Source organism: Rhodosalinus sediminis (assembly GCF_003385555.1).
Lineage (GTDB): Bacteria > Pseudomonadota > Alphaproteobacteria > Rhodobacterales > Rhodobacteraceae > Rhodosalinus > Rhodosalinus sediminis.
Window position 1 is genome coordinate 1 of sequence record NZ_QOHR01000106.1, and the last position, 406, is coordinate 406.

General features: G+C 65.0%; 1 protein-coding gene. It reads right to left on the reverse strand.

Annotated features, from left to right (window positions below; genetic code table 11):
• Positions 1-406, reverse strand: a 406-nt coding sequence (locus tag DRV84_RS15295) for a GTP-binding protein (RefSeq protein ID WP_115982164.1), incomplete at its 3' end; no start/stop codon positions are given.

A 406-nucleotide genomic window follows, 5' to 3' on the forward strand; every position in this document is an offset into this window, starting at 1 on the left:
CCTGATCGACCTTGTTCAGCCAGACCACGATCGCCGGAACGCCCACCTGGCGCGCCAGAAGGATGTGCTCACGCGTCTGCGGCATCGGGCCGTCGGCCGCGTTCACCACGAGGATCGCGCCGTCCATCTGCGCCGCGCCCGTGATCATGTTCTTCACGTAGTCCGCGTGACCCGGGCAGTCGACGTGCGCGTAGTGCCGGTTCTCGGTCTCGTACTCCACGTGCGCCGTCGAGATCGTGATGCCGCGGGCCTTCTCCTCCGGCGCCGCGTCGATCTGATCGTACGCCTTGAAATCCCCGAAGGACTTCGTGATCGCCGCCGTCAGCGTCGTCTTGCCGTGGTCCACGTGACCAACCGTCCCGATGTTCACGTGCGGCTTGCTGCGTTCGAACTTCGTCTTTGCCAT